At 70.4% G+C, this 26,101-nt stretch carries 22 protein-coding genes and 1 pseudogene; 13 read left to right on the plus strand and 10 right to left on the minus strand.

The window, feature by feature from the left end:
- Both VR44_RS07365 and VR44_RS07370 read right to left on the minus strand, forming a co-directional pair.
- A partial coding sequence (locus VR44_RS07365) for a cytochrome P450 family protein (protein WP_045946568.1) occupies positions 1–890 on the minus strand: 890 nt, incomplete at its 3' end.
- Positions 891–983: 93 nt separating this feature from the next.
- Positions 984–2,141 (minus strand): low temperature requirement protein A, encoded by a 1,158-nt coding sequence (locus VR44_RS07370; RefSeq protein ID WP_245691628.1) that lies wholly within the window; start codon positions 2,139–2,141, stop codon positions 984–986.
- A gap of 220 nt (positions 2,142–2,361) precedes the next feature.
- Here VR44_RS07370 and VR44_RS07375 point away from each other — a divergent pair, with 220 nt between their 5' ends.
- The 10 genes from VR44_RS07375 to VR44_RS07420 all read left to right on the plus strand — a co-directional run bounded on the left by VR44_RS07375 (position 2,362) and on the right by VR44_RS07420 (position 14,278).
- Positions 2,362–3,768: an MFS transporter gene (locus VR44_RS07375; RefSeq protein WP_094191471.1), complete on the plus strand. Its 1,407-nt coding sequence runs from the start codon at positions 2,362–2,364 to the stop codon at positions 3,766–3,768.
- Positions 3,769–4,095: 327 nt separating this feature from the next.
- The gene (pflB, locus tag VR44_RS07380) at positions 4,096–6,366 is read left to right on the plus strand and encodes a formate C-acetyltransferase (protein WP_045946569.1); all 2,271 of its coding nucleotides are present in this window, start codon (positions 4,096–4,098) and stop codon (positions 6,364–6,366) included.
- A 122-nt stretch (positions 6,367–6,488) separates the two neighbouring features.
- Entirely contained in the window at positions 6,489–7,322 is an 834-nt protein-coding gene (gene pflA, locus VR44_RS07385) for a pyruvate formate-lyase-activating protein (protein ID WP_045946570.1), read from the plus strand.
- A gap of 67 nt (positions 7,323–7,389) precedes the next feature.
- Positions 7,390–8,490: a hypothetical protein gene (locus tag VR44_RS07390; RefSeq protein ID WP_045946571.1), complete on the plus strand. Its 1,101-nt coding sequence runs from the start codon at positions 7,390–7,392 to the stop codon at positions 8,488–8,490.
- Entirely contained in the window at positions 8,487–10,805 is a 2,319-nt protein-coding gene (locus tag VR44_RS07395; protein WP_045946572.1) for a molybdopterin oxidoreductase family protein, read from the plus strand. The genes VR44_RS07390 and VR44_RS07395 overlap by 4 nt, the downstream gene beginning before the upstream one ends.
- Before the next feature lie 7 nt (positions 10,806–10,812).
- Complete coding sequence (locus VR44_RS07400; protein ID WP_045946573.1) at positions 10,813–11,412, plus strand: 4Fe-4S dicluster domain-containing protein; 600 nt, start codon at positions 10,813–10,815, stop codon at positions 11,410–11,412.
- The gene (locus VR44_RS07405) at positions 11,409–12,074 is read left to right on the plus strand and encodes a QcrA and Rieske domain-containing protein (protein WP_045946574.1); all 666 of its coding nucleotides are present in this window, start codon (positions 11,409–11,411) and stop codon (positions 12,072–12,074) included. The genes VR44_RS07400 and VR44_RS07405 overlap by 4 nt, the downstream gene beginning before the upstream one ends.
- Complete coding sequence (locus tag VR44_RS07410; protein WP_045946575.1) at positions 12,071–12,439, plus strand: hypothetical protein; 369 nt, start codon at positions 12,071–12,073, stop codon at positions 12,437–12,439. The genes VR44_RS07405 and VR44_RS07410 overlap by 4 nt, the downstream gene beginning before the upstream one ends.
- A gap of 2 nt (positions 12,440–12,441) precedes the next feature.
- Complete coding sequence (locus VR44_RS07415) at positions 12,442–13,869, plus strand: NarK family nitrate/nitrite MFS transporter (RefSeq protein WP_045946576.1); 1,428 nt, start codon at positions 12,442–12,444, stop codon at positions 13,867–13,869.
- 181 nt (positions 13,870–14,050) lie between these two features.
- Positions 14,051–14,278 (plus strand): hypothetical protein, encoded by a 228-nt coding sequence (locus tag VR44_RS07420; RefSeq protein ID WP_045946577.1) that lies wholly within the window; start codon positions 14,051–14,053, stop codon positions 14,276–14,278.
- 13 nt (positions 14,279–14,291) lie between these two features.
- Here the strand turns inward: VR44_RS07420 and mscL are convergent, their stop codons facing one another.
- From mscL to VR44_RS07450, 7 genes are all read right to left on the minus strand, one after another.
- Positions 14,292–14,792: a large conductance mechanosensitive channel protein MscL gene (gene mscL / locus VR44_RS07425; RefSeq protein WP_094191472.1), complete on the minus strand. Its 501-nt coding sequence runs from the start codon at positions 14,790–14,792 to the stop codon at positions 14,292–14,294.
- Between the two features lie 123 nt (positions 14,793–14,915).
- A complete protein-coding gene (locus VR44_RS07430; protein WP_425424487.1) occupies positions 14,916–15,344 on the minus strand; it encodes a hypothetical protein in 429 nt (142 codons plus the stop codon).
- A 300-nt stretch (positions 15,345–15,644) separates the two neighbouring features.
- Complete coding sequence (locus tag VR44_RS07435; protein ID WP_045946578.1) at positions 15,645–16,202, minus strand: carboxymuconolactone decarboxylase family protein; 558 nt, start codon at positions 16,200–16,202, stop codon at positions 15,645–15,647.
- A gap of 208 nt (positions 16,203–16,410) precedes the next feature.
- Complete coding sequence (locus VR44_RS07440) at positions 16,411–17,244, minus strand: S-methyl-5'-thioadenosine phosphorylase (RefSeq protein ID WP_045946579.1); 834 nt, start codon at positions 17,242–17,244, stop codon at positions 16,411–16,413.
- A 77-nt stretch (positions 17,245–17,321) separates the two neighbouring features.
- Positions 17,322–17,633, minus strand: coding sequence for an FmdB family zinc ribbon protein (locus VR44_RS42320; protein WP_094191473.1), 312 nt, complete (start codon positions 17,631–17,633; stop codon positions 17,322–17,324).
- A gap of 67 nt (positions 17,634–17,700) precedes the next feature.
- A complete protein-coding gene (locus VR44_RS07445; RefSeq protein ID WP_045946580.1) occupies positions 17,701–19,032 on the minus strand; it encodes an MFS transporter in 1,332 nt (443 codons plus the stop codon).
- A 417-nt stretch (positions 19,033–19,449) separates the two neighbouring features.
- The gene (locus tag VR44_RS07450) at positions 19,450–20,910 is read right to left on the minus strand and encodes a potassium/proton antiporter (RefSeq protein ID WP_045946581.1); all 1,461 of its coding nucleotides are present in this window, start codon (positions 20,908–20,910) and stop codon (positions 19,450–19,452) included.
- Positions 20,911–21,191: 281 nt separating this feature from the next.
- Here VR44_RS07450 and VR44_RS07455 point away from each other — a divergent pair, with 281 nt between their 5' ends.
- Entirely contained in the window at positions 21,192–24,170 is a 2,979-nt protein-coding gene (locus tag VR44_RS07455) for a penicillin acylase family protein (RefSeq protein ID WP_045946582.1), read from the plus strand.
- Positions 24,171–24,241: 71 nt separating this feature from the next.
- On the opposite strand, the gene VR44_RS07460 is transcribed toward VR44_RS07455, so the two are convergent.
- Positions 24,242–24,868 (minus strand): 5-formyltetrahydrofolate cyclo-ligase, encoded by a 627-nt coding sequence (locus tag VR44_RS07460; RefSeq protein WP_094191475.1) that lies wholly within the window; start codon positions 24,866–24,868, stop codon positions 24,242–24,244.
- A gap of 94 nt (positions 24,869–24,962) precedes the next feature.
- Here VR44_RS07460 and galU point away from each other — a divergent pair, with 94 nt between their 5' ends.
- Positions 24,963–25,865 (plus strand): UTP--glucose-1-phosphate uridylyltransferase GalU, encoded by a 903-nt coding sequence (galU, locus tag VR44_RS07465; protein ID WP_045946583.1) that lies wholly within the window; start codon positions 24,963–24,965, stop codon positions 25,863–25,865.
- Positions 25,804–26,101, plus strand: a pseudogene (locus VR44_RS07470) (hypothetical protein); the annotation flags it as partial. The gene galU and the pseudogene VR44_RS07470, both read left to right, overlap by 62 nt.

Raw genomic sequence — 26,101 nt, forward strand, 5'->3', positions numbered from 1 at the left:
GTCTCGTCCACCGCCCCGTCCGCGTACTTCTCGAAGTCCGACAGCAGCAGGTCCCGTTGGGCGGGGAAGTCGGTCAGCAGGGTCAGGCCGTGGGTGATGGCGTTGCGGGTGGTCTCCACCCCCGCCACCATCAGCAGGCTGAAGAAGGCCCCCAACTGGCGGGCCCCGAGCGCCTGCCCGTCCACGTTCGCGCAGACCAGCGCCGAGATCAGGTCGTCGGAGGGGTTGCGGCGCCGCTCCCGCCCGATGCCCGCCACCATCCGCTGCATCCGCGCCAGCGCCCTCAGGCCCCGCCCGGGCATCCGCAGCCGCGACGCCAGACCGCGCTCCACACCGATGTTCTCCGAGGCGTGGTTGACCCGGTCGGCGATCTCCGCCCGGTAGCGCTCCGGGATCCCCATCATGTTGCAGATGACCTCCAGGGGCAGCCGCGAGGACACCGCCGAGACGAACTCGTCGGGCCGCCGCTCCAGGACGTCGTCCACGATCCGCGCCGCCACCGCGTGGATGTCCTGCTCCGCCGCCGCCAGCAGCCGGGGCGTGAACGCCCGCTGCACGATCTTCCGCAGCTGCGCGTGGTCCGGGCCGTCCAGGTTGACCATCGAGTCCCCGAACAGGGCCCGCACCCACCGCGCCGGCTCCGGCGTGGTCACCCCGGGAGCACTCGCGAACACCTTGGGCAGCCGGCTGGCCTCCTGCACGTCCGCGTGCCGCACGAGCGCCCAGTGGCCGCCGCCCCGTCCGCCGCCCTCCGGGACGAACACGGGGGAGTTCAGGGCACGCAGCCGGGCGAAGGCCGCGAGGCGGTCGGCGGGCGGCCGCTGCCAGAAGCCGGGCTCGGCCAGTTCCCCGCCGGGGCCGGTTCCGAGTCTCTGTGAGGGGAGTGTCATCCGAGGTACCTCTCTGCTGTCGCCCGTCGCGTGGCGTCCTGCGCTGGAGAACGGTGTCGGCGCCGCGCGGGTGACGGCCCCGGACCCACGGCCTCAGCCGGCGGCCGGCGCGGAACGCGCCACGAGGGCCGTCCCCGCCACCACCGCGGCCGCCGCGACCAGACCCGCGTACAGGACGGCGTACGAACCCGCCCAGGTACAGGCGAGGATCGCGACCGAGGTCAGCGGCAGCACCAGCTGCTGGGCGGTCCCCCGCTTGAAGTGCCGCGAGTGCAGCAGCCACACCATCAGCAGGAACACCGCCGCCGGGACGGTCACGGCCGCGTTCGCCGCCACCTGCGAGATGTGCGCATTGCCGACCGCGTGCTCCACCGCCACCTCGATGCCCGCTCCGATCGCCGCACCCGAAGCGAAGATCAGAAGATGGCCGTAGCCCCACGGGATGGCCTCCCGATTGGAGGTCAGCCGCTCGTGCACCGGCACCGCGAAATAGATCCACCACGCGGCGAAGACGATCAGCAGCCCGCCCGCCGCGATCGGCAGCAGCACCCCCAGCGCATCGTGCTCGTCGATCGCCGACTTCACCGCCACCGTGCTCGCGGCGATCGTCTCGCCCAGCACGATGATGGTGAACAGGCCGTACCGCTCCGCGATGTGGTGGGCGTGCCACGGCGTCTGGTGCCCGCTCTCGGCCACCACCGGCACCAGCAGCTCCGCCACCACCAGCACCAGGAACAGCCAGCGCTTCCATGCGTCCGGCGCGAACAGCAGCGCCACCCACCCCGCCTGGCACAGCACCAGCCCGGCGGCGTACTTCAGCGCCGCGCTCCGCGCCGCCCCGCTCTCCCCGGCAGCCGCCCGCAGCCACTGCGCCGTCAGCGCCACCCGCATGATCAGGTAGCCGATGACGGCCACCGTCCAGTCGTTCGTGTCGAAGGCCCGGCCCACCCCGGCCGCGTAGACGAGCACACCGGCGATCTGCACGAGCGTCGTGACCCGGTAGGGCACGTCGTCGCAGTCGTAGGCGGACGCGAACCACGTGAAGTTCATCCACGCCCACCACACGCCGAAGAAGACGAAGAAGTAGCCGACCACCCCGCCGCCCGGATGCCCCTCCGCCAGCGCGTGCACCAGCCGCTGGCCCGCCTGCGCGATCGCGACGACGAAGCAGAGGTCGAAGAACAGCTCCAGGGTGGTCGCGGTCCGGTGGCCCTCGACGCGGCTGCGGGCGGTCATCGGTACGTACGTCATACCGCCCAGCACACCAGGGCCGGGCGGCCCGGCAGCCAAGGCGCGCTGCTCGCCCCGCACGGGTACCCCGGGCGGACGCGGGGCCCGGCGGACCGACCAACGCACTGCCCCCGGCAGGACCTTGTCCCGCCGTCCCCACGACGTTCGCCCCTGACGCCCGCCACCCCCGCGGGAAGAGCCTGGAAGGGTCACGCCCCTCCTCGACGTTCAGGACGACGCCATGAGTACCGCAACCCAGCAAGCGCCGGAGGTACAGGCCGACCCGGCGCAGTACCGGCCGGGCCGCACCATTACCCGATGGGCACCCGAGGATCCGTCCTTCTGGCAGTCCACGGGCAAGAGGGTCGCCACCCGCAACCTGTGGATCGCGGTCCCGGCTCTCCTGGTGGCCTTCGTGGTCTGGCAGGTCTGGAGCATCACGGCGACCAACCTGAAGGACGTCGGATTCGGCTTCTCCCAGTCCCAGCTGTTCTGGCTGACGGCGATCCCCGGTGTCACCGGCGGCACCGCCCGCGTCTTCTACACCTTCCTCGGCCCGATGGTCGGCCAGCGCCGCTTCACCGCGCTCTCCACGCTGGTGCTGATCGTTCCGCTGCTCTGGCTCGGCTTCGCCGTGCAGGACCCGCAGACCTCCTACGGCACGATGGTCGCGATCGCCGCGCTCTGCGGAATCGGCGGCGCGAACTTCTCCTCCTCCCTCGCCAATATCGGCTTCTTCTACCCGAAGAAGGAGAAGGGCAACGCGACCGGCATCAACGGAGGCCTCGGCAACCTGGGCGTCTCCGTCGTCCAGCTGCTGACCCCCATCCTGATCACCTCGTCGGTGCTGGCGATCGGCGCGGGCCAGAAGAAGGCGAACGGTTCGGAGATCTACCTCCAGAACGCCGCCTTCGTCTGGGTGCCGGTGGTGATCGTGCTCGCGGCCGTGGCCTGGTTCGGGCAGAACGACCTCAAGGTCGCCTCCACCCCTTTCAGCCAGCAGAAGATCATCTTCAGGCGCAAGCACAACTGGCTGATGACCTGGCTCTACATCGGCACCTTCGGCTCCTTCATCGGCTTCGCGGCGGCGCTGCCGCTGCTCATCAAGACCACCTTCCCGGCCTACTCGGTGGCCACCTACGCCTGGATGGGCCCGGCGCTGGGCGCACTGGCCCGTTGGGCGGGCGGCTGGATCGCCGACAAGCTGGGCGGGGCCCGGGTGACGATCCTGTCCTTCGCCGGTATGGGCGCCTCGATCATCGGTGTGATCAACTTCCTGCCCGGCGGCTCGGATTCGGGTTCCTTCCACGGCTTCTTCCTCTGCTTCCTGGCTGCGTTCTTCTTCTCCGGCATCGGTAACGGCTCGACCTTCCGGCAGATCCCGGTGATCTTCCGGGGCCAGCACCTGAAGGGTCTGACGGAGGGCACCCCGCAGTACGCGGCGGCCCTGAAGCAGGCGGAGATCGAATCCGGTGCGGTGACCGGCTTCACCGCGGGTATCGCCGCCTACGGGTTCTTCTTCATCCCGGCGATGTTCGCCAACTTCGCCGTGACCAGTGCGATGTGGGGGTTCGTGGCCTTCTACGCGAGCTGCGTGGTCGTGGCCTGGTGGTTCTACGCCCGGCCCGGCGCAGAAGCCCCCAGCTGACCCGCGCCCCCTCACGCCGGCCCCGCTCCCACGCCTCCATGCTGCGCGGGGCCGCCGGTGCGGGGCGCCGGGATGTCCACAGGCGCGGCGATGCGTCGGATCATCGGACTTTCGGGCGCCTCGCGCAGGTATTTGTGAATGCTTTCACAAACGCACGAGGGACCTTGGCCTCCCGCCGAAGCCCCAGCTCAGAGGTGGTGCGAGAGGACCCGGCCGCCCCACTCGCAGGACCTTCGGTCCCCGACTCGGGACCATCGCGGCACCAAATGATCGATCAAAAGGCGTGCAATGGAGACAAGCAATGAGGCGACTCGGAAGGTGCCGGCCATGACTGCCACCCCTGCGGAAACCACGATGCACACCGGAGCCTGGGACGGCTTCAAGGGCGGTCTCTGGCGCGACGCCATCGACGTCCGCGACTTCATCCAGCGGAACTACACCCCCTACGAGGGTGACGCCGCCTTCCTCGCCGGCCCCACCGAGCGCACCACCGCCGTGTGGAACTCCCTCACCGACAAGTTCCCCCAGGAACGCGAGAAGGGCGTCTACGACGTCGCGTACGACATCCCGTCGACGATCACCGCCCACGCCCCCGGCTACGTCGACCGCGACAAGGACCTCATCGTCGGCCTCCAGACGGACGCCCCGCTCAAGCGCGCCATCATGCCCAACGGCGGCTGGCGGATGGTCGCCGGCGCCCTGGACACCTACGGCTACCCGGTCTCCGAGGAGCTGGAGAAGGTCTTCACCGAGTACCGCAAGACCCACAACGCCGGCGTCTTCGACGCCTACACCCCCGAGATCCGCGCCGCCCGCAAGGCCGGCGTGATCACCGGCCTCCCCGACGCCTACGGCCGCGGCCGCATCATCGGCGACTACCGCCGCGTCGCCCTCTACGGCGTCGACCGCCTCATCGCCGCCAAGAAGGAGGAGAAGGACGAGCTGAACGCCTTCCCCGCGGGCGGGCGTTCCCTGGAGGAGACCATCCGCCTGCGCGAGGAGCTCGCCGAGCAGATCCGCGCCCTCGCCGAACTCAAGGCGATGGCCGCCTCCTACGGCCACGACATCTCCGGCCCCGCCGGCACCGGCCGCGAGGCCATCCAGTGGCTGTACTTCGCCTACCTGGCCGCCGTGAAGGAGCAGAACGGCGCAGCCATGTCACTCGGCCGCACCTCGACCTTTGTCGACATATACCTTCAGCGCGACATCGAAGCCGGCCTCCTCACCGAGGAGGCGGCCCAGGAACTCGTCGACGACTTCATCGTCAAACTCCGCATCGTCCGCTTCCTGCGCACCCCGGAGTACGACGCGCTCTTCTCCGGCGACCCGACCTGGGTCACCGAGTCCATCGCCGGCATGGGCGAGGACGGACGCCCGCTCGTCACCAGGACCTCCTTCCGCTACCTGCAGACCCTCTACAACCTCGGCCCGGCCCCCGAGCCGAACATGACCGTCTTCTGGTCACCGCGCCTGCCGCAGGGCTTCAAGGAGTTCTGCGCCCGCGTTTCCATCGACACCTCCTCCGTGCAGTACGAGTCCGACGAGCTGATGCGCCCCCGCTTCGGCGACGACACCGCCATCGCCTGCTGCGTGTCGGCGATGCCCGTCGGCAAGCAGATGCAGTTCTTCGGCGCCCGCGTGAACCTCGCCAAGACCCTGCTCTACGCCATCAACGGCGGCCGTGACGAGCAGTCCGGTGCCCAGGTCGGCCCCCGCACCCCCGCCCCGTCCCCCGGAGTCCTCGACTACGACGAGGTCATGGAACGGTTCGATGCGCAGATGGAGTGGCTCGCCGAGACCTACGTCCACGCCCTGAACGTCATCCACTACATGCACGACCGGTACGCCTACGAGCGCATCGAGATGGCCCTCCACGACCGCGACGTCCGCCGCACCATGGCCTGCGGCATCGCCGGCCTCTCGGTCGCCGCCGACTCTCTGTCCGCCATCAAGCACGCCGAGGTCACCGCCGTACGCGACGAGACCGGCCTCGCCACCGACTACGTCGTCGAGGGCGACTACCCGGCCTACGGCAACAACGACGACCGCGTCGACGCGATCGCCGTCGGCCTGGTCGAGGAGTTCATGCGCAAGATCCGCAAGCACGAGACGTACCGCGGGGCCGAACACACCCAGTCCGTGCTGACCATCACCTCGAACGTGGTCTACGGCAAGAAGACCGGCAACACGCCCGACGGCCGCCGCGCCGGCGAGCCGTTCTCCCCGGGCGCCAACCCGATGAACGGCCGCGACACCCACGGCTACGTCACCTCGGCACTGTCCGTCGCCAAGCTCCCCTACGAGGACGCCGAGGACGGCATCTCCCTCACCAACACGGTCACCCCCGACGGCCTCGGCCGCACCCCCGAGGAGCGGATCCGCAACCTCGCCGGCGTCCTCGACGGCTACATGGCGGTCGACGGCTTCCACATGAACGTCAACGTCCTGAACCGCGACACCCTCATGGACGCCATGGAACACCCGGAGAAGTACCCGCAGCTGACCATCCGCGTCAGCGGCTACGCGGTCAACTTCGTCCGCCTCACCCGCGACCAGCAGCTGGACGTCCTGAACCGCACCTTCCACGGCTCCCTCTGACCGCCCGCCCCCGGCCACCCGCCACCCTTCGCCCGGCATCGGCCCCCGCCGGCCGGCGCGGGGCGGGCGGGGCCCAGGGGGCCGCCTCCATCGGACACCGGAACACGTCTGGAGCACCCGCCATGACCGTCCTCTTCGGTACAAGCCTCCCCGTCGGCCCCGCGGACGCCGCCACCGCGCCCGCCAGCTGCGGCCGCACCCCGGCCGCCGCCGTGACACAACGCCCCAGCGAGGGCTCCGTGCACTCCTGGGACCTCTCCACCGGAGTCGACGGACCCGGCACCCGGTTCGTGACCTTCCTCGCCGGCTGCCCCCTGACCTGCCTGTACTGCCACAACCCCGACACCATGCGCATGCGCAGCGGGACGCGCACCTCCGCCGACGACGTCATCGCCGAGGCCCGCAAATACACCCGTTTCATCTCCGCCTCGGGCGGCGGCGCCACCGTCTCCGGCGGCGAACCGCTGCTCCAGCCCGTCTTCGCCGGCGAACTCCTGCACCGCATGAAGCACGAGCTCGGCCTCCACACCGCCCTCGACACCTCCGGCTTCCTCGGCGCCCGAGCCACCGACGCCCTACTGCGCGACGTGGACCTCGTCCTGCTCGACATCAAGTCCTGGGACCGCGACACCTACCGGCACGTCACCGGCCGCCCGCTCGAACCCACCCTCGACTTCGCCCGCCGCCTCGCCGACCTGGGCAAAGAGGTGCACCTGCGCTTCGTGCTGGTCCCCGGCCTCACCGACGCCCGCGAGAACGTCGACGGGGTCGCCGCGTTCGCCGCCGGCCTCGGAAACATCACCAGGGTCGACGTCCTGCCCTTCCACAAGCTGGGCGAGAGCAAGTGGGACGCCCTGGGCATGCCCTTCACCCTCCACGGCACACCGTCGCCCTCCGCCCGACAGGTGGCCGACGCCAAGGCGGTCTTCGCCTCCCGCGGACTGCGGGCCGTATGACCCGTCCGGAGCAACCGTGAACTCCACATAACGGGCTAAAACGGTACAGACCGCCTAGCGTGGTGCTGTGTCCGAGCCCACAGAAGTACGCGCCGCAGCCCCGCCACGCCCGCCCGGCGCACCCGAGCCCGCGCCGCCGGCCGGCCGGTCCGTCGCCGCACGGGCCACCCTCGCCGGCACGGCCGTGTCCCTCCTGCTCATCACCGCGATCGTGCTCGGCAGCCGCCTCCTGCGGGACTTCGACTCAGCCCTGCTGCCCTACGCCGTCGCCACCGTCTTCCTGGCCTTCGGCGTGGCCTACCGGTACACCGTCTGGGTCTCCGCACCCGGAGCGCGCCGCCTCTTCAAAAAGGGCTTCGGCAGCTTCTTCTCAGCCGCCAACTTCAAAAAGGCACCCACCGCCCTGCCCCGGATGATCACCACCTACCTCGGCTTCCAGAAGTTCCTCGGCGCCCGCTCCCGCGCCCGCTGGGCCGCCCACCAGCTCATCTTCTGGGGCTGCCTGCTGGCTGCGGCGATCACCTTCCCCCTCACCTGGGGCTGGTTCACCTTCACCTCCGGCAGCGGCTCGGGCCCCGGCTACGAAATGCGGATCTGGGGCATCAAGGTCCTCGGCTTCAACTCGCTGAACATCCTCGGCTGGCTGATGTTCCACGGCCTGGACATCGCCGCAGTCCTCGTCATCCCCGGAGCCTCGTACTTCCTGTGGCGCCGCATGAAGGACCGCGGAGCCATCACCGGCCAGCGCTTCGCCTACGACCTGCTCCCGCTGATCTGCCTCATCGTGATCTCGGTGACAGGACTCCTGCTCACCTTCTCCTCGATCTTCCTACACGGCGGAGGCTACGAGTTCCTGGCCATCCTCCACATGGTGTCGGTCGTCTTCACCCTCATCTACATCCCCTTCGGGAAGTTCTTCCACATCGTCCAGCGCCCGGCCGCCGTCGGCATGCAGCTGTTCAAGTACACCGCCCGCCAGGACGAGCAGGTCTTCGCCTGCAAACGCTGCGGCGAACCCATCGACACCACCCCGTACGTGGAGAACCTGCGCGGCACCATGCGCGACCTGCGCCTCGACTTCAACGCCTTCGTCGAGTACTGCCCCCGCTGCAAGCGGATCCTGCGCGGCAACGCCTACCTGACCCACGTCAAGAAGGGCTTCAAGTGACCGCGACGGACCCCGCCAAGCCGGCCCCCCTGCCCCTCGACCCGGCCATCGCCCCGCCCGGCACCCGCAACTTCCGCGACGCCGGCGGCCTCCCCGCAGACCGCTGGCACGCCGACCAGAACGGCGAAACCCTCGTCCCCACCCACTGCTGCTTCTGCGGCGTGCAGTGCGGCATGTACCTGCGCGTCGACCACGGCGGCAAGGTCTTCGGCGTCGAACCCCGCAACCACGACATCAACCGGATGCGGATGTGCCCCAAGGGCCTCAACGCCTACCAGCAGGTCAACCACCCCGACCGGCTGACCGCACCGCTCATGCGCCGCTCACGCGACGAGGAGTTCAGGGAAGCCTCCTGGGACGAGGCACTCGACTTCACCGTCTCCGAGATCCGCCGCATCCAGAGCACCTACGGCAATGACGCCTTCGGGCTGCTCGGCGGCGCCAGCCTGTTCTCCGAGAAGACCTACCTCGTCGGCAAGTTCGCCCGCGTCGCCCTCAAGACCAGACACGTCGACTACAACGGCCGCCTCTGCATGGTCAGCGCCGCGGGCGCCAACAAACTCGCCTTCGGCATCGACCGCGCCGGCAACCCCTTCTCCGACATCCTGCTCACCGACTGCCTGCTCATCGCCGGGTCGAACATCGGCGAGTGCTTCCCCGTGATGACCCAGTACCTGTGGGGCGCACGCGACCGGGGCGCCACCCTGATCGTCATCGACCCGCGCGAGACGGCCATCGCCCGCACCGCCGACATCCACGTCGCCCTCAGGCCCGGAACGGACTCGGCCTTCTTCAACTCCCTCCTGCACGTGATCGTCGCCGAAGGGCTCACCGACGAGTCCTACCTCGCCGCCCACGCCACCGGCTGGGACGAGGTCAAGAAGACCGTCGCCGACTACCCGCCCGCCCGCGCCGCCGAGATCTGCGGAATCCCCGCCGAACAGATCACCCAGGTCGCCCGCGTCTTCGCGACCGCCGGCAACGCCATGGCCTGGCACGCCCGCGGCATCGAACACCACTCCCAGGGCGTCGAGAACTGCCTCACCGTCATCAACCTGTGCACCGCCACCGGCAACCTCGGCAGACCCGGCGCCGGCTACGGCACCATCACCGGCCAGGGAAACGGACAGGGCGGCCGCGAACACGGCCAGAAATCCGACCTCCTCCCCGGAGGCCGCTCCATCACCAACCCGGAACACCGGGCCCAGATCTGCCGCATCTGGGGCATCGAGGAATCCGAACTCCCCGGAGCCGGAACCTCCATGATGGAGATGGTCTGGCAGATGCAGCGCAAGGAGATCCGCGGCCTCATCGGCATCTGTAACAACCCCTTCGTCTCCCTCCCCAACTACGCCGTGGTCAAGGCCGGCTACGACACCGCCGAATTCCACGCCCAGTTCGACTTCTTCCTCTCCGAGACCGCAGCCAACGCCCACGTCGTGTTCCCCGTCACCACCTGGGCCGAGGACGAAGGCGTCATGGCCAACGCCGAAGCCCGCGTCGTCAAGCACAACAAGGCCCAGGAACCCCCCGCCGGCGTCCGCACCGACACATGGGTCCTCTGCGAACTCGCCCGCCGGCTCGGCGCCGGCCACCACTTCGACTTCCCCGGCTCCCGCGAGGTGTTCGAAGAACTCCGCATCGCCTCCGCCGGCACCGTCAACGACTACTACGGCATCACCTACGACCGCCTGGACGCCACCGGCGGCATCGCCTGGCCCTGCCCCACCACCGACCACCCCGGCACCCCACGCCTCTTCGAGGACGGCCGGACCTACCACCCCGACGGCAAGATCCACATGCAGGTCGTGGAATGGCACCCGCCCATGGACGCCTACACCGAGGAATTCCCCCTCTCCCTCACCACCGGCCGCACCGTCGCGCACTTCCTCTCCGGAAACCAGACCCGCCGCCTGGGCGCCCTCGTCGAACAGACCCCGCGCCCCTGGGTCGAGGTCCACCCCTGCCACGGCTTCCACAACGGCGACCCGGTCCGGGTGATCACCCGCCGCGGCAACGAGGTTTTCCCCGCCCTCGTCACCGAGGCCATCCGCCCCGACACCGTCTTCATCCCCTACCACTGGCCGGTCCCCACGGCCGCGAACGCCCTGACCATCGACGCCCTCGACCCCCGATCGAAGATCCCCGAGTACAAGGTCTGCGCCGCCCGCATCGAGTCCGCAGAGCGCGTCGACGACGTCCCCGCACCCCCCATGCCCCCCGGCCACCAGGCCTACAAGGAGGCCCAGGCCTCCCGCACCGACCCCCTGCCGCCCACGTCCCCGCAGGGCCGGGGCACCGCGGAGAGGAGCTGACGCCGCCATGATGGGCCGCACGATCTTCATCGACCCCGGCCGTTGCATCGGCTGCCAGGCCTGCGTCTCCGCCTGCCGCGAATGCGACTCGCACCGCGGCAAGTCGATGATCCACCTCGACTACAGCGACCCCGGCCAGTCCGTCGCCTCCCTGCCGACCGTCTGCATGCACTGCGAAGACCCGGTCGCCCCGTGTGCCGAGGTCTGCCCCGCCGACGCGATCCTCGTCACCGCCGACGGCGTCGTCCAACAGGCCGACACCACCCGCTGCATCGGCTGCGCCAACTGCGTCAACGCCTGCCCCTTCGGCGTCCCGAAGATCGACCTCCAGGCGAAGCTCCAGATGAAGTGCAACCTCTGCTACGACCGCACCGCCTACGGCCTGGCCCCCATGTGCGCCACGGTTTGCCCGACCGGCGCCCTCTTCTACGGAACCCTCGAAGAGCTCCAGGCCGAACGCCCCGGCGTCCAGGTCGCCGACTCCTTCGCCTTCGGCGACGTGGTCGTCTCCACCGGCGTCGCCATGGTCGTCCCCGCCGACAAGGTCCAGTGGCCCGTCCCCGGCGGCCTGCCCGTCGTCGAAGTCAACGGGGTGGATGTGCGATGAGCGTCACCGAACAGCCCGCTCCACAGCCCGGCCAGGGCCCCGCCGGCGATGCCGACGGGGACGCCGCCGCAGCACAGCTGCGCGACCGGATCAGCGCCGACTCCCTCACCACCCGCCGCGACTACCTGCGGATCGTCGCCACCGTCTCCGGCGGCCTCGCCATCGGCGGAGTCGGCGTAGCCGCCGGCATCCTGCACCGGCACGGCGACAGCGAGCACCTGCCCGAACCCAAGAAGGTCACCGACGCACTCGCCCCCGGCCAGTCCGTGGCCTTCCGCTTCCCCGGAGACGAGGACCGAGCCCTCGCCGTCCGGCTCGCCGACGGAAGCCTCGTCGGCTACTCCGCTGTCTGCACCCACCTGGCCTGCGCCGTCCTGTGGCGCGAGGACCGGGGCTCCGAGGGCGAGCTGTACTGCCCCTGCCACGAAGGCGTCTTCGACGCCCGCACCGGTGAGGTCACCGCCGGGCCGCCGCCCCGCCCCCTCCCCAGGATCTTCCTCACCGAACGCGCCGACGGCAGCGTCTGGGCCATCGCCACCGCCCGGTCGGGAGAGACCGCCAAGGACGCCCTCTGCCGGCAGTTCGGCGACTCCCGCCCCGAGGCGGCACGGCGCCTGGGCTGCCCCGGCACGGCCGGCGCCACCGAGAGCAGGCGGACATGAGCGACCCCCAGCTGCCCCCACGGCCCGAATACCACCCGGGAAGCGCCCAGCCACGACTGAACCGGCCCGTGCACGAGCGGTATCCCCAGATCCGCCCCACCAGCGGCTACGGCGACCCGCGGATCCGGCGCACCGGCCCCGGCCCGGGCGCCGGCACCGAACAGGAACCGGAGCGCTCCTCGAAGCTCAACGCCCGTCTCGCGCTCGCCCTCACGGTCGTCATCGGACAACTCTGGGCGCTGACCGTGACCGTCAACGAATGGATGAAGGGCAACACGGCCACCGCCTGGTGGGGGGCGGGATTCCTGATCCTGTCCTTCCTCGTCGTGATCGCCCTGTGGCTCCTCGACCCGAAGGACCGATGACCATGTCCCTCCCGACGCCCACCCCGTCCGCGGTCCGCTCGCACCGCAAGGAGACCTACAAGCCGGGTGCCGTCATCGGGGACTGGCGGCCCGAGGACGAGGGCTTCTGGCAGATCACCGGCCGCCGGGTCGCCCAGCGCAACCTCTGGATCTCCATCCCGGCCCTGATGCTCGGCTTCGTGGTCTGGCAGGTCTGGTCGGTCACCGTCGTCAAGCTGAACGACGTCGGCTTCGGCTTCTCCAAGTCGCAGCTGTTCTGGCTGACCGCCATCCCCGGCATCACCGGCGGCACCTTCCGCATCCTGTACACCTTCATCGGCCCCATCTTCGGCGAGCGGAAGTTCACCGCCTTCAGCACGCTCGTCCTGGTCGCCCCCATGCTCTGGCTGGGCTTCGCACTCCAGGACACCGGCACCCCCTACTGGGAACTCGCGCTCATCGCCGCCGTCTGCGGCATCGGAGGCGCGAACTTCGCCTCCTCCATGGCCAACATCGGCTTTTTCTTCCCCAAGCGGGAGAAAGGCAGTGCCAACGGCCTCAACGGGGGCCTCGGCAACCTCGGCGTGAGCGTCGTCCAGCTGGTCGCGCCCCTCGTGGTCACCGCCGCCGTGCTGGGGCCCCCGGCGGGCGGTCCGCAGCACGACGCGAAGCAGAACACGGACATCTGGCTCCAGAACGGAGCCTTCCTCTGGGTGCCGCTCCTGGTCATCATGGCGCTGCTCGCCTGGTTCCTGATGAATGACCTGAAGGTGGCCGCGGCCCCCTTCAGCCAGCAGAAGATCATCTTCAGGCGCAAGCACAACTGGCTGATGACCTGGCTGTACGTCGGCACCTTCGGGTCCTTCATCGGGTTCGCCGCCGGCCTGCCGCTGCTCATCAAGAACAACTTCGAGGCGCAGGGATACGAGGCGACCACCTACGCCTGGATCGGCCCCTTCATCGGCGCGCTCATGCGCTGGGCCGGAGGCTGGCTCTCCGACCGGATCGGCGGCGCCAGAGTGACCATGCTGTCGTTCGTCGGCATGGCCGCCGCCCTGGTAGTGGTGATCTTCGCGCTGCCGGCCGGCGGAGACCAGGGCAGCTTCTGGGCCTTCTTCATCGGCTTCCTGGCGGCCTTCGCCTTCTCCGGGCTGGGCAACGGATCGACCTTCCGGCAGATCCCGGTGATCTTCCGGGAGCAGCACATGCGCCAGGCCCAGGGCCAGGGCCCCGAGGCGCAGGCAGCCGCGCTGAAGCAGTCGGAGATGGAGGCGGGCGCCGTCACCGGTTTCTCGTCCGCCATCGCCGCCTACGGCTTCTTCTTCATCCCCGCCATGTTCGCGGCCATCTCCGTCACGAACGCCCTGTGGATGTTCATCGGCTTCTACGCGACCTGCCTCGCGGTCTGCTGGTGGTTCTACGCCCGCAAGGGCGCGGAGGCCCCCAGCTGACCCCGGCCCAGGCCCGGTCCCCGGACCAAGCCCTGGACCAGACCCAGGCCCGGTCGCCGGCCGAAGCCCGGGCACCAGCCCGAGGCCGGATCCTTGTCCGACCCCGGTCCGGGGACGGGGCCGCGGCCGGGCCCCCGTTCCGGGCCCGGAGCCGAGGCCGGGGCGGCCGTACCCTTGAGCCATGAGCACCGCCCCCGCCTCAGACCCACAGTCCCCCGAGCCCACAGTCGGGGCGAAGCCCGAACCCACACCGACCCCGAAGCCCAGGCCGAAGCTGGTCTTCGACGATCCGCTCGACCAGCAGTCCTCGGACGACACCGACCGGGGCTGGGGCGAGCGGCCCCCCGCCGGCGGAAGCGCGGCCGACCTCGCCCGCTTCCTCGACGAGAAGCCCCCGCACCACATCTGATCCGCCGCGGCGGTCAGACCGCGTCGCGGGCCCCCGGCGTCCTGGCGCTCTCGCCGTTCCCGCTGCGCTGCGAGACCAGCGTGTCCCGGATCTCCTTGAGGACCTCCAGCTCGGTGATCTCGATGGTCTCCTTCACGCCCTCCCGGGCCTTGCGGCGCGCCTCCTGCCGGGACAGGTACTTGGCCATCGGCAGGACCATCAGGAAGTAGACGACCGCCGCGGTGATCAGGAAGGTGAGCGTCGCGTTCAGGACCGAACCCCACATGATGTTGACGCCGGTCGGCTCGCCCTTGGCGTCCACCCCACAAGGTGCCTTCAGGCACGAGGTGTAGACATCCAGGTTTTTGGTGCCGATGGCGCCCACAAGCGGGCTGATGATGCCCTTCACGATCGAGTTCACGATGTTCGTGAACGCGGCGCCGATGACCACGGCCACGGCCAGGTCCACCACGTTGCCGCGCATCAGGAAGGCCTTGAAGCCCGCCAGGACGCTCTCCTTCTTCTTCTCGCTCACGACTGAGCCTCTCTTCGTCACTGCTGTACACGGAGCCAACGGTTCCGAAAGCTACGGCAGTGACGGCACGCCATGTCCAATCGGCGCTCACCCCAGAGCGACTCAACTGTGCGCCAGTACGAATCAGCACAACGTCACCGCCAGCCGCGCCACCGCACCGGCCCCCACCAGGGCCCGCGCCGTGTCCCGGGGCACCGACAGCACCACCAGCGCCCCACCGTCCCCCAAACCCTTCTCGGGCGCCGGGACTTCGGCCACCCGGGCCCCCGACGCCACCACCCTCGGCGGACCGGCACGCTCCGCCGCCACCACGTCGACCCGGTCCCCGGGCCGCAGCAGCCGCACCGTGGCCGCGTCCGCGATGCGCACCGGAGCCGACACCAGGCGCACCGCCGCGGGCGCCGGCTTCACCTCGGGCGGTGCCGTACCCCGGGAGGCCTGTGCGTCCGTCCCGCCCACCGCCAGGGCGGCCGCCACCACGGCCAGCCCGGCCGAGGCCACCCGGCGCTTGCGGCGCACCGCACGGCCCAGCCGCCCCCGCGCACGGCCCACGCGCAACGGCGGGAACGGGGGTACCGGGCGCGCCGGGCGGCACGCGGAGGAGGTGGAGGAACACGCCGAGGACGCGGAGGAGGCGGAGGAGGACGGAGGGGAGGTCTGGGAAGCGGGGGAGCCGGAAGAGGTCGAGGACATGCTGATCACCGCCGAAAGGGTCGAGATCCGGTGCCCGGGCCGGTGCCCGGACCCTCCCACGATCCGCCTCCTCACCAGGCCTCGCCCGGGCCTGTGGACGATCCCCAGGTTGTGGACAACCCGTTCACCCGCAGGGGTAAGGAACCTCCCGCGGACGGCTCAGGACCGGCCCGGCACCCGGCAGGCCTCGGAGAACCCCTGGCTGGTCAGACCGAAGGCGCTGTTCACCCGCGACCGCCAGTTCTCGAGCGCGACCACGGCGGTGAGCTCGACGAACGCCGCCTCGCCCAGCCGTGCGACGAGCTCGGCCGCCATCTCGTCGGTGACAGCCGGCTCGGTCTCGGTCATCGCCTCCGCGTACTCCATGACCAGCAGCTCCAGCTCGGTGAACACCTCCCGGTCCTCACGCCACCGCGGCACACGTTCGATCTTCTCCGGCGACAGCCCCAGCTCGTGGCCCTCCCAATAGCCGAAGTCCATGCACCACGAGCAGTTGATCCGGGCGGCGCAGGCCATCACGGCGAGGTGCTTCAGCCCGGCGTCGAGCCGGTTCCACTTAGCCGCCCGCTGCTCCAGCCGGAGGTACGCGAACAGCACGCGCGAGTGGTGCCCGTACGCCTGGCCGGGGTCGAGCACCTTGCCGTAGGTCCGGCGCGAATACCAGGCGACGAGGCGCATCAGCAGGGTGCGGGGCGGGGTGAGCGAGATGCGGGGCATGGCCGGCCTCTTCCGGAAGGGGGGTCCCTTCGACCCCTTCGCCAGGGAGACAGGACAACCCCGCGGAACGTGACACCGGCCGAGGAAACGATTCCCCGGCCGACGTGCGCCGCTCGCCAACCCCGGACCGCGGCCCCTGAGGGCCTACGCGCCCCGGCCCCGCGTCCCAGCGCGACTCCGGGCGGGCTGCAGCCCGCCCGTACCGTCCCTACGGCAGTTCGATGCCCAGGTCCCAGCCGTCGTGGGCGTGGGTGCACAGGCAGTCGCGGTCCTCGGTCGCCGGCAGGGCCGCCACGGCGTCGAAGAGGACCTCGCGCAACCGGCTGACGTTCTCGCCGAACACCTTCAGGACCTCCGCGTGCGAGACCCCTTCACCCGTCTCGGCACCCGCGTCCAGGTCCGTCACCAGCGCCATCGAGGTGTAGCAGAGCCCCAGCTCACGTGCGAGGACCGCCTCCGGGTGCCCGGTCATGCCGACCACCGACCAGCCGGCCGCCGCGTGCCACTGCGACTCCGCACGCGTCGAGAACCGCGGCCCCTCGACGACGACCATGGTGCCGCCGTCCACCGGCTCCCACTCCCGCCCCCGCGCCGCCGAGAGCGCCACGGAGCGCCCCACCGGGCAGTACGGGTCGGCGAAGGTGGTGTGCACGACGTTCGGGACGCTCCCGTCCGGCAGCGGCTCCCCGTCGAAGAAGGTCTGCACACGGGACTTCGTACGGTCGACCAGCTGGTCCGGGACCAGCAGCGTGCCCGGCCCGTACTCCGCCCGCAGGCCACCCACCGCGCACGGGCCCAGCACCTGCCGTACGCCGACCGAGCGCAGCGCCCACAGGTTGGCCCGGTAATTGATCTTGTGCGGCGGCACGGTGTGGCTGCGCCCGTGCCGCGGCAGGAACGCCACCTGCCGGCCGGCCAGCTCGCCCAGGTACAGGGAGTCGCTCGGGGGCCCGTAGGGGGTCTCGACCTGGACCTCGGAGACGTCCTCCAGGAAGGAGTAGAAGCCCGAGCCGCCGATTACACCGATCTCTGCGTTCACCATGCGGCCACCCTAACGGGGGACGCGCAAGGCCCCGCCGCCCAGGAGGGCGAGCGGGGCCTTGCGGAGGATGTGAGAGGTCAGGCGGCCGAGCTGGAGCTGCCGCCCGTGCTCGAAGAGGTCGAGGAGGACGCGGCGGCCGGGGCCGAAGCGGTCGACGTCGTCGTGGACGACGAGGACGACGACTTCGAGGCGGGCGTGCTGCTCGACGAGGCGCCACGGCTGTCGTTCCGGTAGAAACCGGAGCCCTTGAACACGATGCCCACGGCGGAGAACACCTTCTTCAGGCGTCCGTCGCAGCTCGGGCACACGGTCAGCGCTTCGTCGGTGAACTTCTGCACGGCCTCAAGGCCCTCACCGCACTCGGTGCACTGGTACTGGTAGGTCGGCACGAATTTCCTCCTGGCACTCTGACTCAATGAGTGCTAACGACGCTCCATGGTGACGTATTCCGGCGGATCAGTCCACCGTCACGGGCGTGCGGTGACCGATCCCACGCTCGTTCGCGTGCTCCCGCCCGGCCGGCTCCGCCGTGGTGGCGGCCGGCGCGGAAGAGTTCACGACGCGGCTCGGGGCCTTCGGCGCCAGCTTCGCGCGCAGGGCCACCAGCGTGGCCAGCGCCAGCGCGGTGGCGCCCAGCGGGACCAGGAAGCCGTACGAGGAACCGTGCGCGTCCGTCAGTCGGCCGGCCACGATCACCGCGACCGCCTGCCCGAAGGCGACCGCGCCGGTCAGCCAGGTGAAGGCCTCGGTGCGCGAGGCGGCCGGGACCAGCTGCTCGATCATCGTGTAGCCGGTGATCAGCGCGGGGGCGATGCACAGGCCGACGACCAGGCCGACCGCGCCCATCAGCACGGCCGAGTTCACGGCCCACAGGACCGAGGCGGCCACGGTCAGGCCGACGTAGCCCAGGATCAGGCGGCGGCGCGGGCCGATCTTCCAGGCCACGGCGCCCATGGTGATGCCCGCGATCATGTTGCCGGCCGCGAAGACGCCGTACAGCAGGCCGTTGGCGCCCGGGTTGCCGATCTCGCTGGCGAAGGCGGTGAGGGACACCTGCATGCCGCCGAAGACGGCGCCGATGCCGAGGAACGCGACGATCAGGACCCGCAGGCCGGGGAAGGACAGGGCCGAGGCGTGCTTCTCGCCGTGGGCCGCCTGCGGGGCGGTCTTCGGCTCGGTGGAGCGCTGCGCGGCGAAGAACAGGCCGCCGAGCAGGGTCAGGGCCGCCTCGGTGGCCAGGCCGGCCGCCGGGTGGACGCCGGTGCACAGCGCGGTGGCGAGCACCGGGCCGACGACGAAGGTGAACTCGTCGGTGACCGACTCGAACGCGGCCGCCGTCGGCAGCAGCGGCGAGCCCTCCAGCTTGGCCGCCCAGCGGGTCCGGACCATGGGTCCGACCTGCGGGACGGAGGCGCCGGCCGGGACGGCGGCCAGCGCGAGCGCCCACAGCGGGGCGCCGAGGAGGGCCAGCGCGGTCAGCGTGGAGACCGCCGTGGCGTGGGCGAGGACGACCGGCACGAGGACGGCGCTCTGGCCGCGGCGGTCGGTGAGCTTGCCCATGACCGGGGCGAACAGGGCCATGGACACGCCGGTGACGGCGGAGACGATGCCGGCGTCGCCGTAGGAGCCGGTGGCGTGCTGGACGAGCAGCAGGATGCTGATGGTCAGCATGCCGAAGGGCAGTCGGGCGGCGAAGCCGGGGAGGACGAAGGAGAGGGCGCCGGGCGTGCGCAGGAGCTGCCCGTAGCCGGGTCGGACGGACTTGTCGGTCGTGACCGCGGATGTCACGGCCTGGCCTTTCCGCTGCCTGGTAGAGCGTCCCCGTCTGCGGACGGCCGGCCGCTTTGTGAGCGGCCGCACCCGTACATGTGGGAGCCCCGAGAGCTGTCCTCTTGCGCAGAACCGAGTGATACCTGGGCGCCCACTGCGGGAGGGTGCCACGGCCGCTTTGCGGTCGCGCCAGCTCTGCGTCAGGCAGAGTTGGTTCGATCTGGTGTGCCTTCATCGTACAGGGGAATCCCCTACCACGCCCTGTGATTACGGTGACAAGGCATGTCTTCACCTGCGATTAACTGGAACTTCGCATTCCTACCCCTCTGAAATGGGGGCAAGGCCGGTGGCAAGCCACCGAAACCGGTCCAATTAGAATGACGCTCTAACCGAAAATCGCCGCTCGGACGGGCTCAGACGGCCACCCTCCGGCACCTAGAGTGACGTTCCGCCACTGGTGCCCAGCCACCCCGCGAGCTTGCCCCCGCGTGCCACCGCCCGCAGCCGCGCCTCCGCCGCGTCCCGCACCGGATCAGTGGCCACCACCAGCAGCTCGTCCCCCCGGCGCAGCACCGTCGACGGCGCCGGCACGAAGCTCTTCGCGTCCCGGACGACCAAGGTCACCGAGGCCCCGGCCGGCAGCCGCAGCTCGCCGACCTCCACGCCGTGCATCCGCGAGGCCTCGGGTATCGCGAAGGAGAGCAGGTGTCCGCGCAGCTTCTCCAGCGGCGCCGACTCGATGCCCAGGTCGGCGGCGGCCTCACCGGTCTCGCGCAGGTTCAGCTTGCGCGCCAGCCAGGGCAGGGTCGGCCCCTGCACCAGCGTGTAGACGACGACGAGCACGAAGACGATGTTGAAGACCCGGTCGCTGCCCTCGATCCCGGTCACCATCGGGATCGTCGCCAGGATGATCGGCACGGCGCCGCGGAGCCCCGCCCACGACATCAGCACCTGCTCCTGCCACGCGACCCGGAACGGCAGCAGGCTGACGAACACCTCCAGCGGCCGCGCCACCATCGTCAGCACCAGTCCGATGATCACAGCGGGCCAGAAGTCCTTGGCCAGCTCGTGCGGCGTCACCAGCAGGCCCAGCAGCACGAACATGCCGATCTGCGCGATCCACCCCAGCCCGTCCGCGAACCCGCGCGTGGCCGGCCAGTGCGGCAGCTTCGCGTTGCCCAGCACCATCGCCGCCAGGTACACCGCGAGGAACCCGGAGCCGTGCGCCATCGCGCCGGCCGCGTACGCGGACACGGCGATCGCCATCACCGCGATCGGGTACAGACCGGAAGCCGGCAGGGCCACGTGCCGCAGCCCGTACGCCCCCAGGAAGCCCACCGCCAGGCCTATCGCGGCGCCGATCGCCAGCTCCAGCGCGATCTTCCCGACCAGCACGTACCAGGGGTCCACCGGCCCGACCGTCGCGAAGGCCACCACCAGGATGACGACGGGTGCGTCGTTGAAGCCGGACTCGGCCTCCAGCACACCCGTCACACGCGAGGGGAGCGGGACCTTGCGCAGTACCGAGAAGACCGCCGCGGCGTCGGTCGACGAGACGACCGCACCGATCAGCAGCGACTGCCGCCATTCGAGTCCGACCAGGTAGTGCGCGCCGGCGGCGGTGACGCCCACGCTGATCGCGACGCCGACCAGCGACAGGGCGACCGCGTGCGGCAGGGCCGGCTTGATCTCTTTCCACTTCGTGCCCAGACCGCCCTCGGCGAGGATGACGACGAGCGCGGCGTAACCGATGACCTGCGTCAGCTCGGCGTTGTCGAATACGACGTTGCCTATGCCGTCCTGGCCTATCGCGATGCCTATGCCGAGGTAGATGAGCAGGCTGGGGAGGCCGCTGCGTGAAGAGATGCGTACCGCCGCCACGGCGACGAGCAGCACGAGCGAGCAGACCAGCAGGAGCTCATTGAGCGTGTGGACAGTCAGTGGGCGGCCCTTTCCTCAAAGCGCGCCCGGCGGAACGTTCCACCGGCGGCGTATTCGGCAAGTGCTTCGTTACCTTACCTAATCTTTGACGGACTCTTTACGCGATACCCACATTGTGAAACGGCAGTTCGCCCCTGTCCTACGGACCTTGACCCCTGGCGGATCAACGGAGGCGGTCCTGCGCCTATGGTTGCTCCCAGCACTCCCAGGACCACCCTGCCCCTCGAAGGACAGCGATGCCCGCCAAAGAATCCGGACCTTCCGTCAAGAAGAAGGGACGACGCGCACGCCTGCTCGTGCTCGTCTTGGTCCTGGCGCTCTTGGCGGGCCTCGGCTACGGCGCGTACTGGAGCGTGGACACCGTGCGCGCTTCGTTCCCGCAGACCACCGGCTCCCTCAAGGTCCCCGGCCTGACCGGGACCGTCGACGTCAAGCGTGACGAGCACGGAATCCCGCAGCTCTACGCCGACAACGACGAGGACCTCTTCCGCGCGCAGGGCTTCGTGCACGCGCAGGACCGGTTCTGGGAGATGGACGTACGCCGTCACATGACCTCCGGCCGGCTCTCGGAGATGTTCGGCTCCGGCCAGGTCGAGACCGACGCCTTCCTGCGCACCCTCGGCTGGCGCCAGGTGGCGCAGGAGGAGTACGACAAGAAGCTCGCACCCGAGACGAAGAAGTACCTCCAGGCCTACGCCGACGGGGTCAACGCGTGGCTGAAGGGGAAGTCCGGCAAGGACCTCTCCGTCGAGCACGCCGCCCTCAAGATCAGCAGCGACTACAAGCCCGAGCAGTGGACGCCGGTCGACTCGGTGGCCTGGCTCAAGGCCATGGCCTGGGACCTGCGCGGCAACATGCAGGACGAGATCGACCGCTCGCTGATGTCGAACAAGCTCACCCAGGCGCAGATCGACGAGCTCTACCCGGCCTACCCCTTCGACCGGAACAAGCCGATCGTCGAGGGCGGCACCGTCGCCGGCGGCAAGTACGCGCCGCAGGGCACGGCGGGCGCCGGCTCCTCCTCGACGGGCACGGGCGCCACCGGCACCGCTGCAGGCGCGGGTACGGGCACGGGCTCCACCACGGGCACGGGCGCCGGCACCGGCTCGCAGGCCACCCCCAACGGCGGAACCAACCCCGCCACCGGCCTCGCCGACAACGCGAGCGCCCAGGGCGCGGCCGTCGGCCTGCGCACGCAGCTGACCGCCCTCTCCAAGACCCTGGACGACATCCCGGCCATCCTCGGCCCCAACGGCAGCGGCATCGGCTCCAACTCCTGGGTCGTCTCCGGCAAGTACACGACCACCGGCAAGCCGCTGCTCGCGAACGACCCGCACCTGTCCCCGCAGCTCCCCTCGGTCTGGTACCAGATGGGCCTGCACTGCCGCGCGGTCTCGGCGAAGTGCCAGTACGACGTCGCCGGCTTCACCTTCTCCGGCATGCCCGGCGTGGTCATCGGCCACAACGCCGACATCGCCTGGGGCATGACCAACCTCGGCGCCGACGTGACCGACCTCTACCTGGAGCAGGTCCGTCCCGAGGGCTACGTCTACGACAACAAGGTCGTCCCCTTCACCATCCGTGAAGAGGAGATCAAGGTCGCGGGCGGCAAGAGCAAGAAGATCACCGTCCGCACCACCAACAACGGACCGCTGATCTCCGACCGCAGCGAGCAGCTGGAGACCGTCGGATCCCGCGCCCCCGTCCCGAGCTCGGCCCCCGACCGCGGCACCGGCTACGCCGTCGCCCTGCGCTGGACCGCCCTGGACCCGGGCAAGTCGATGGACGCCGTCTTCAAGCTCGACCGCGCCAAGGACTTCGCGAGCTTCCGGGCCGCGGCCGCGGACTTCGAGGTCCCGTCCCAGAACCTGATCTACGCCGACAACAAGGGCCCCAGCGGCAACATCGGCTACCAGGCCCCGGGCCGCATCCCGGTCCGCGGCCAGGGTGACGGCCGCATGCCGGCCCCCGGCTGGGACCCCAAGTACGCGTGGAAGGGCGGCCGCGACGGCAACGCCGGCTACATCCCGCAGAACGAACTGCCCTGGGAGCTCAACCCGCAGCGCGGCTACATCGTCACCGCCAACCAGGCCGTCACCGAGTCCGCGCCCGCGACCGCGGCCGGCGCGGGCAGCGCCACCGGCACCGGCGCCGCCACCGGCGCCGGCACGGGCACCGCTGCCGGCGCGAGCGGCCCGGCCGGCGCGGGCAAGTACCCGTACGTCCTGACCACCGACTGGGGCTACGGCGCCCGCAGCCAGCGGATCAACGACCTCATCGAGGCGAAGATCAAGGACAGCGGCAAGATCTCCACCGACGACATGCGCACCATGCAGATGGACAACAGCAGCGAGATCGCCGCGCTGCTGACCCCGATGCTGGCCAAGATCCCGGTCTCCGACCCGGACGTGCGCTCGGCGCAGAAGCTGCTCGAGGGCTGGAACTACACCCAGGAGAACGACTCGGCGGCGGCCGCGTACTTCAACGCCGTCTGGCGCAACATCCTCAAGCTGGCGTTCGGCGACAAGATGCCGAAGGAGCTGCGCGTCACGGACAGCTGCATGAACGTCATCGAGGAGGGCACCGGCCCGAACGACGACCTCGCCAAGACCGTCCGCGAATGCGGCACCCGCGGCCCCGACTCCGCGCAGCCGGACGGCGGCGACCGCTGGTTCGAGGTGGTCCGCCGCCTGGTCAAGGACGAGAAGTCGCCGTGGTGGACGGCCACCCCGAAGACGGTCCACGACAAGCCCATCAAGACCCGCGACGAGCTCTTCGCCCGGGCGATGGAGGACGCCCGCTGGGAGCTGACCGCCAAGCTCGGCAAGGACCAGTCGACCTGGAGCTGGGGCCGGCTGCACCAGCTGACGCTGAAGAACCAGACCATCGGCAAGGAGGGCCCCGGCTTCATGCAGTGGATCCTCAACCGCGGCCCGTGGAACCTGGGCGGCGGCGAGGCCACCGTCAACGCCACCGGCTGGAACGCGTCCAGCGGCTACGACGTCACCTGGGTGCCGTCGATGCGGATGGTCGTCAACCTCAACGACCTGGACAAGTCCCGCTGGATCAACCTGACCGGCGCCTCGGGTCACGCGTACGACGGCACCTACACGGACCAGACGACCCTGTGGGCCAAGGGTGAGCTGCTGGACTGGCCGTTCGGAAAGGACGCCGTCGACAAGTCGACAGTGGACACGCTGACGCTCAAGCCGTGAGCGGTGCGCTGACCCGCCCGGTGTGATCAGCAGACCGCGATCACCGCGATCACCGCGACCGGCAAGCGTGGTCAGGGCGTGAAGCGAACCACCCCCGACGGGGTGGCGACCGCCTGGACGGGGTGGTCGTGCGGTTCCTCCGGGACCCGCGCGACCACCTCTTCGTCGTAGAGGAGCACCACCAGCGCCGGATGCGCGCCTGCCCGCTCCAGCCGCTCCAGCACCCGGTCGTACGAGCCGCCACCGCGCCCGAGGCGCATTCCGCGCCGGTCCACCGCCAGCCCGGGCAGCAGCACCGCGTCCGCCCCGGTGACGGCCTGCGGACCCAGCGGGGGCCCGGAAGGCTCCAGCAGCCGCATCTTCCCCGGGTGCGCCGCCTCGGCGAGGCTGCCGGGGCCCTCGTACGCCGCCCAGTCGAGGTCGTTGTCGGGCAGCAGCAGGGGCAGCAGCACCCGCTTCCCGGCCTCCCGCAGTGCGTCGAGCAGCTCCCGGGTGCCCGGTTCCGCGCCGACGGAGACGTACGCGGCCACCGTGCGCGCGCCCGCCAGCTCGGGCAGGGCCAGGGCGGAGCGCGCGAGCGCGCGGGCCGCCGTACGGCGCGACTCGGGCGACAAGGACCGGCGGGCGGCGATGAGTTCCCGGCGGAGGGCGGCCTTCTCGGGAGGGAACGGGGGAATTCCGGACAGGCTCTCTACCACAGTTGGGTCACATTTCCTTTTCTATCGGGACAGAGTTGGATCTATTTACCGGAATCTGGCTGGGTGTTCGGTACGACCCACTATGGTTCTGCCCATGACACAGTCGCACCCCGTGATCAAGAAAGCCGTCATTCCGGCCGCGGGCCTTGGTACCCGGTTCCTCCCCGCCACCAAGGCGACCCCCAAGGAAATGCTCCCGGTCGTGGACAAGCCGGCCATCCAGTACGTGGTTGAGGAGGCCGTCTCGGCCGGCCTCGATGACGTCCTCATGATCACAGGACGTAACAAGCGGCCCCTCGAGGACCACTTCGACCGCAACTACGAGCTCGAGTCCGCCCTGATCGCGAAGGGCGACGACGACCGGCTGAAGAAGGTCCAGGAGTCCAGCGACCTCGCCACCATGCACTACGTCCGCCAGGGCGACCCCCGGGGCCTCGGCCACGCCGTCCTGTGCGCCGAGCCGCACGTCGGCGACGAGCCCTTCGCCGTCCTCCTCGGCGACGACCTCATCGACCCGCGCGACCCCCTGCTGCGCCGGATGGTCGACGTCCACGAGCACACCGGCGGCACCGTCATCGCCCTGATGGAGGTCGACCCCGCCCACGTCCACCTCTACGGCTGCGCCGCCGTCGAGGCGACCGGCGAGGACGACGTCGTCCGCATCACCGGTCTCGTGGAGAAGCCCGAGCCCGCCGAGGCGCCCAGCAACTACGCGGTCATCGGACGCTACGTCCTGCACCCCGCGATCTTCGGCATACTGCGGGAGACCGAGCCGGGCCGCGGTGGGGAGATCCAGCTCACCGACGCCCTGCAGAAGCTGGCCGCCGACGAGAGCGTGGGCGGCCCGGTGCACGGGGTGGTCTTCCGCGGCCGCCGCTACGACACCGGGGACCGGGGGGACTACCTGCGGGCCATCGTCCGACTCGCGTGCGAGCGTGAGGACCTGGGCCCGGAGTTCCGCACCTGGCTTCACCGTTACGTCACGGAGGAGATGTAGCACCTTGAGCAGCAGAGCACCGCAGGACACCGGCCACCACCGCCTGTGGTCGGTGGACGAGCACCTCGCGGACGTCCTCGCAGCCGTCCGGCCCCTGGAGCCGATCGAGCTCCAGCTGCTCGACGCCCAGGGCTGCGTCCTGGTCGAGGACGTCACCGTGCCCGTCGCCCTCCCGCCCTTCGACAACAGCTCCATGGACGGGTACGCCGTCCGCACGGCCGACGTCCAGGGTGCGA

It is taken from the genome of Streptomyces katrae, from assembly GCF_000966975.1.
Taxonomy (GTDB): Bacteria; Actinomycetota; Actinomycetes; order Streptomycetales; family Streptomycetaceae; genus Streptomyces; species Streptomyces katrae.

What these genes read in the sequence shown, in the direction of transcription:
- VR44_RS07370 (WP_245691628.1), bottom strand. Translation starts at nt 2,141, where the DNA reads ATGACGTACGTACCGATGACCGCCCGCAGCCGCGTCGAGGGCCACCGG.
- VR44_RS07375 (WP_094191471.1), top strand. Translation starts at nt 2,362, where the DNA reads ATGAGTACCGCAACCCAGCAAGCGCCGGAGGTACAGGCCGACCCGGCG.
- pflB (WP_045946569.1), top strand. Translation starts at nt 4,096, where the DNA reads ATGACTGCCACCCCTGCGGAAACCACGATGCACACCGGAGCCTGGGAC.
- pflA (WP_045946570.1), top strand. Translation starts at nt 6,489, where the DNA reads ATGACCGTCCTCTTCGGTACAAGCCTCCCCGTCGGCCCCGCGGACGCC.
- VR44_RS07400 (WP_045946573.1), top strand. Translation starts at nt 10,813, where the DNA reads ATGATGGGCCGCACGATCTTCATCGACCCCGGCCGTTGCATCGGCTGC.
- VR44_RS07405 (WP_045946574.1), top strand. Translation starts at nt 11,409, where the DNA reads ATGAGCGTCACCGAACAGCCCGCTCCACAGCCCGGCCAGGGCCCCGCC.
- VR44_RS07410 (WP_045946575.1), top strand. Translation starts at nt 12,071, where the DNA reads ATGAGCGACCCCCAGCTGCCCCCACGGCCCGAATACCACCCGGGAAGC.
- VR44_RS07415 (WP_045946576.1), top strand. Translation starts at nt 12,442, where the DNA reads ATGTCCCTCCCGACGCCCACCCCGTCCGCGGTCCGCTCGCACCGCAAG.
- VR44_RS07420 (WP_045946577.1), top strand. Translation starts at nt 14,051, where the DNA reads ATGAGCACCGCCCCCGCCTCAGACCCACAGTCCCCCGAGCCCACAGTC.
- VR44_RS07435 (WP_045946578.1), bottom strand. Translation starts at nt 16,202, where the DNA reads ATGCCCCGCATCTCGCTCACCCCGCCCCGCACCCTGCTGATGCGCCTC.
- VR44_RS07440 (WP_045946579.1), bottom strand. Translation starts at nt 17,244, where the DNA reads ATGGTGAACGCAGAGATCGGTGTAATCGGCGGCTCGGGCTTCTACTCC.
- VR44_RS07455 (WP_045946582.1), top strand. Translation starts at nt 21,192, where the DNA reads ATGCCCGCCAAAGAATCCGGACCTTCCGTCAAGAAGAAGGGACGACGC.
- galU (WP_045946583.1), top strand. Translation starts at nt 24,963, where the DNA reads ATGACACAGTCGCACCCCGTGATCAAGAAAGCCGTCATTCCGGCCGCG.